The 6,180-nt window shown below is 57.3% G+C and carries 2 protein-coding genes; both read right to left on the bottom strand.

The annotated features are described in order from the left end of the window. Positions 1 to 857 precede the first annotated feature (857 nt). Positions 858 to 2,861, bottom strand: coding sequence for a DNA mismatch repair endonuclease MutL (gene mutL / locus JCM12539_RS12175; RefSeq protein ID WP_054651788.1), 2,004 nt, complete (start codon positions 2,859 to 2,861; stop codon positions 858 to 860). Positions 2,862 to 2,921: 60 nt separating this feature from the next. Then, positions 2,922 to 5,591, bottom strand: a complete 2,670-nt coding sequence (mutS, locus tag JCM12539_RS12170) for a DNA mismatch repair protein MutS (RefSeq protein ID WP_054651786.1) — start codon at positions 5,589 to 5,591, stop codon at positions 2,922 to 2,924. Positions 5,592 to 6,180 lie beyond the last annotated feature (589 nt).

Below are 6,180 nucleotides of genomic sequence, written 5' to 3'. Positions count from 1 at the left end.
CCACCGGTCAGTCTCAGAATTCGTCGCGTTCTAATGGCTAAAGCCATAAGAACGTTGCACCCCGGCAGTGGTTACCGCTCCGGCCCACACGCCTTCACTCACCAACCCGACCGACGCGGCCTCTGACTACTAACGTAGCAACCACTTCTCCTGGCACGACACATCCACCCCACCGCCACTTTGCCGGCAACCGCTAGTTCGTAAATATGTCGAAAGCACCTTGTAATCACGAGTGTATTTAGTTGCACTTTACGCAGTTACATTACAAATTTCCTCGCTAAACGTGACGACTCCCTATGATATTACGCCCTTTAATGTTCAAAAACAGGGTTGGAGAGCGACCCGCACTATGTCGATCTGACGAACTTATCTACCTAATGGTGCTGTCGATTGCTTAAGAATTAAGCATTGTCTCAATGATAAAGCTGGCTTATGCCGTATGGTATGGACGATAAAAACCAATCCTAGATTACAAACTTCGATCTATCGGGAACCCGTGGGTGGGGTTTGGGGTGGAGGCGTCGTGCCCGGAGACGTGGTTGCTGCGACCCCGAAGCGCTGTTCGAGCGCAGCGAGTTACAGCGGCAAATCTTGGAGACAAAGTGGGCTTCTTTGGCTCCAAGATTCGTGGGAAGCCCGGCACGGGCTGGAGCGTGCGGGTGTAGCAATCACGGCGTAGGGCACGTAAGCCGCAACCCCAAACCCCGCCCGCGCGTTCGTGACCAAAGCCTTCGCCCTAGCAGTGGTTACCGCGGAGCACCCCACGAAAGCCGTAGCTCACCAGCCCGGCCTACGCTGCCGCCACCACCAAACCAACCCAAAAGGCCCGAACACCATTGTTCGGGCCAAAAGGTAGGTTACATGTCGACGGGATTGCTTTCGTGGCTATCCTGGATGCGCTTGAACATTTTGTTGAGGTCGTTGTTCGAGAATTCGACCACCACCGGCCGACCGTGTGGGCAATTAAACGGGTTCTCCGCCTGCGCCAACTTGTTCAGCAACGCCTGCCCCTGCTGGCCGTCAAGGTGGTGGTTCGCCTTAATCGCACGCTTACAACTCATCATGATGGCCGCCGCCTCGCGGAACTTCGCGACCGTCAGGTGCCCGTCACGCAGCACCCAGTCGATCATTTCCCGTAGCGTATCCTCTTCCTGACCGGGTTCAAACCACGTCGGGTGACTGCGCACCACGAAACTATTTTGCCCAAAGTCTTCCAGGTACACACCGACACTTTGCAGTACGTCCAACCGGTCACGAATCAGCGCCGCGTCACTCGCCGGGTAATCCAACACGATTGGCACCAACAAGTTTTGCTGTCCCGGGTCCACCTGGCCAATTTCCACGCGGTACTTTTCGTAGTTCACCCGTTCCTGCGCGGCGTGCTGGTCGACCAAGTAAAAACCGTCCGGTGTCTCCGCCAAAATGAACGTACCGTGCATCTGCGCTAGATACCGCAAGTCCGGGAATCGCTCCTGCGGCTGGTCGTTATCAGCGTCGGCGGCAGTAGCGGCATCCCCCGCCACTGCCAACGCGTCCTCCTGGTCCACCGCCGCCATTTCGTCGGGTGCGATGTGCGCGTACCGCTCATCCCAGGCCGCCAAACGGTCAGGGTGCGCCATGATACTGTCCTGCGGTAAATCCTCAATGTCCAGCCCGTAATCATCAGCAGTAGCCTCAGTATCAGCGGGCATATCAGCCGGCACGCTCGCTTCAGCTGGTGCTACCGTCGCCGTTGTCACCGGCGTCACGGTGTTACCCGTCACAATCGGCGTGACCGGCTCCCGCACGCGATCTGGGGAGGCAAAGTTCAACGCTTGCTGCTCACCTTTGGGTCCACGCCGGTGCTGCAAATTATGCAACGCATCCGGAATGAGGTTCTGGTCCGCCATGCGGGCGTATATCGTTTGCTCAATGAGTTGGCTCAACGCCGCCTCTTTGCTAATCCGTAGCTCCTGCTTCGTCGGGTGGACGTTAACATCCACCAACTGCGGGTCAATCTCAATGTTGACCACCGCTAGCGGGTACCGGCCCACCATCAGCTTGGAGCCATAGCCTGCAATCACGGCCTTGGCGAGGTTGAAGTTCTTGAAGTAGCGTCCGTTCAATAACAGCGTCATGTGAGTCCGCGTCGACCGGGTCGTGTCCGGCAGGCTGACGTAACCGGACACCTTGAAGTCCAAGTCCTCGCCCGCGAACGCCAACATGCCTTTGGCCGTCTCGACGCCGTAAATGCCGGCGATGGTCTGCTGGAGGTCGCCATTACCCGCCGTGCGCAACAACAGCTTGTCCGCACTGCGCAAAGTGATGGCGACATTCGGGTGACCCAGGGCCAACCGGTTCACGATATCCGTGATGTGGCTGAGCTCCGTCGCCTGGGACTTTACGTACTTGAGCCGGGCCGGAGTGTTGTAAAACAGGTTATGCACCGCAATGGTTGTCCCCTGCCGGAAGGCCTGCTGGTGCGCATCCACTATGGCCCCGCCGGTCAGGTGTGCACTGGTGCCCACACCCGCACTCGTCGCGGTCTCGATGGTCACGTCCGCCACGGCCGCAATACTGGCCAGGGCCTCGCCCCGAAACCCCAGCGAGTGGATGGCAAAGAGGTCCCGGGTAGTCGCAATCTTGCTCGTGGCGTGGCGCTTAAACGCGTTCGGCACGTCGTCTGGCTCAATCCCAGCACCGTTATCGGCCACTTCCATCAAACGCAGGCCGGCATCCACCACGCGAATATCCACCTGGGACGCGCCGGCATCGATACTGTTTTCCACTAGCTCCTTAATCACCGAAGCTGGTCGCTCGACCACTTCCCCAGCGGCAATCTGGTTAGCCAGGGCTTCTGGTAATTCATGAATCTGACTCATCGTGGTCATCCCCAATCTTAGTGCACCTAAAATAACGCTTTTAGCCCACGTTGTCCACCACTACGCTTGTGTTCCCCGCTGGCTTAACTCTTGCTTTAATTCGTATAACAGATTCATCGCCGCCATTGGTGTGGCCTGCAACAAATCGAACTTTTCCAGTTGCTTCAGTACCTTAGTATCCGCATCGCTCAACTCAGGTACCACCGTCTCCGGCGTGAACAGGTCGAGTTGCTGGTCGTCCACGGCCTCCGGAGCATTAGTCTGAACGTCCGCCGTCGTGTCTGGCTCCGGTCCCGCTGCAACCGGTGTATCCGCTACCGTCGCTGGCTCTACAGCCGTCTGTTCATCATCACTGGCGCCCATTTCCAGCGAACCGCCCTGCTGTTCGAGGTGTTGCAACACTTTATCGGCGCGCTGTAACAGCTCTTCGGGCAGGCCGGCCAGCTTAGCCACGTGAATCCCGTACGATTTGTCCGCTGGTCCAGCCAGCATTTTGTGCAGGAAGACCAGGTTGCCGTGATCCAAAGTCGCACCCACATGCACGTTCCGCAGCCGGTCAAGGTGGTCGGCCAGCGCGGTCAGTTCGTGGTAGTGGGTCGAAAATAACGTTTTGGCGTGCACATGGTCGTGCAAGTATTCGATGATGGCCTGCGCCAGCGCCATCCCGTCATAGGTCGCGGTCCCGCGCCCGATTTCGTCAAAGAGGATCAGGCTCCGGCTGGTGGCGTGACTCAACGCCGCGTTAGCCTCCAGCATTTCAACCATGAAGGTACTTTGGCCGTTAGCCAGGTCATCGGCCGCACCGATGCGGGTGAAAATCTTATCAAAGACGGGCAAAGTCGCGCGGTCAGCCGGAATGAACCCACCGGCCTGCGCCATAATGACGATCAACGCCAGCTGGCGCATGTACGTACTCTTCCCGGACATGTTCGGTCCGGTGATTAGCAACATGTCCGTGTCGGCGTCCATCGTGACGTCGTTGGGAATGTACTCCGTGGACCCCATGACTTTTTCCACCACCGGGTGCCGTCCGTTCACGATGTCAATATCGTGGCCGTTAGCGGTCATCGTTGGTCGAATAAAGTGTTGGTCCTCGGCGACCTGCGCGTAACTTTGCAGCACGTCCAACCCCGCAACTTTGGCCGCCAGGTCCTGCAGGCGCGTGATGTTGGCCTTAATCTGTTCGCGAATCTGCGTAAACACGTCGTACTCCAACGAGGTAGAATTACTCTGGGCCTCGAGGATCGTGTCTTCCTTCTCCTTCAGTTCCGGCGTAATGAACCGCTCGGCGTTCGTGAGCGTCTGCTTCCGGTCGTACCGGTCTTCCGGAACTTTATCGAGGTTGGACTTGGTCACCTCAATGTAGTAGCCAAAGACCGTGTTGTACTTGACCTTCAGGTTATGGATACCCGTGGCCTGCCGCTCGGTCGTCTCGTACTCCGCCAACCACTGCTTGGCGTTTTTCAACGTGGAACGGTAAGCGTCCAGCTGGTCGTTATACCCGTCCTTAATGAGCTTCCCATCGGTAACGGAAATCGGCGGTTCGTCAACGATGCTAGCGTGAATCAGGTCGGCGACGTCACCCACCGTATCGAGGTGGCGGTAATCGTCCAAACTCGCGTCGTCAATCCGGTCCAAAGTATCCAGAATAGCTGGCAGTTGATCCAGACTGGTGGCGAGTTGCTGCAGGTCCCGTCCGTTCACGGTGCCAAAGGCCACGCGCCCGGCTAACCGTTCCAGGTCGTACACCTGGTTCAGGTTGTCGGCTAGCTCGGTCCGTTCAAAGAAGTGGTCGAGCATCGCTTGGACTTGTTGCTGACGGTGGGTAATGGTCTGGTAATCCAGCAACGGCCGCTCCAACCAATTGCGCAACATCCGCCCGCCCATCGCGGTTTTGGTCTTATCCAGCAGCCACAACAAACTATCGGCCTTTTTACCAGTTCGGCTGTTACTGAGGATGTCGAGGTTACGCCGGGCATCGCTATCCATCTCCAGGAACGCGGACGGCGTGTACGGCACGGCGCGCTGGATGTGCGCGAGGCTCCGCTTCTGGGTGCTCAGCAGGTACTGCATGAGCATGCTGACGACTTTGGTTTCCACCTCATCATCGAGGTCCTGGATGACAAAGCTGACTTCGGCACTCGCATCGGTGCTCAATGCCTGCTGCGACAGGATGCGGTCGTTCACTTTGAGCTGACTGGCCACTTGCTCGTCAAGGTCCACGGGCACCACGGTCTCGATACTACTCAGGGCGTCCAACTCATTCACGATGTCGGCAACGTTACTGAGGTGTGCTACCTTCATTTCCCCGGTCGAAAGGTCGGTGTACGCAAAACCAAAGCCGTCCTTGACGGGCAACACGGCGGTCAGGTAGTTGTTGCGCTTAGCGGCACCAGGATTGACGTTCATGGTGGTCCCGGGGGTCACCAGCTGGATGACCTCCCGCTTCACCATCCCCACGGCGGTTTTGGGATCCTCCATCTGCTCACAGATGGCGACTTTGTACCCGTGATCAATCATCACGTTGAGGTAATTCTCCACCGCGTGGTGCGGCACGCCACACATGGGGATGGGGTCATCCGCACTCTTGTTGCGCGCGGTCAGCGTGAGTTCGAGAATTTGCGAGCCCTTAATGGCATCGTCATAAAACATTTCATAAAAGTCCCCGATGCGGTAAAACAAAAAGGCGTCAGGATACTGCGCCTTAATTGCGAGGTATTGCTGCATCATGGGGGTGACACTGGGTTTTTTTAGGCATAATTTTGACTCTCCGTTTCCAACTTACGGTCACAACAATTTTAGCAGACCGTTGCGAGAAAACAAAACTGCTTGTGTGCCCTGTGCCTTGGCCTGCTACGGTAGTTGTTGGCGGCAGCGTAGGCCGGACCGGTGAGCTGCGGCTTTCGTGGGGTACTCCGCTCACCGGTCCGACCGACGCGGCCTCACGCTACTGTAGCACGTATAACTCCCAATAGAAGCCTTTCTCCCGTACACAGTCCTCGACAGTTAATTTACTCCAAGACCACTCGCCTTCATCACGACCTCATACACTAATCTGCCAAATTCTGGGCTGCGAGATGCCTGGTCAGCATACCGCCTGTCTTTATCGCTGGGAACGCGTTAGTTGACCCAAATCATTCATAAATCCGTTCGCAAGTGTGGCTCTGGCCGGTGGGGGTGCCGTGGGGTGCGGAGACGACTGGACCCGGAACGGTGACCCTCTACAGTTGGTCGTACTGGTGTGGTGGCGGAGGTTGAGCGGCTGGGGCCCGCGACGGCTGCATGCCCGTAGTTCTGTTGAAGTTAGTGACAGTTGGTG

Origin of the sequence: Lacticaseibacillus pantheris DSM 15945 = JCM 12539 = NBRC 106106 (genome assembly GCF_001311175.1) — a bacterium.
In the GTDB taxonomy this organism is placed as follows: Bacteria; Bacillota; Bacilli; order Lactobacillales; family Lactobacillaceae; genus Lacticaseibacillus; species Lacticaseibacillus pantheris.
The sequence above is the reverse complement of the archived record's forward strand: the minus strand, read 5'-3'. Positions and strand labels throughout refer to the sequence as shown.

Excerpts from the sequence above, each read along its gene's own strand:
- mutS (WP_054651786.1), bottom strand. The coding sequence starts at position 5,591 with ATGATGCAGCAATACCTCGCAATTAAGGCGCAGTATCCTGACGCCTTT.
- mutL (WP_054651788.1), bottom strand. The coding sequence starts at position 2,861 with ATGAGTCAGATTCATGAATTACCAGAAGCCCTGGCTAACCAGATTGCC.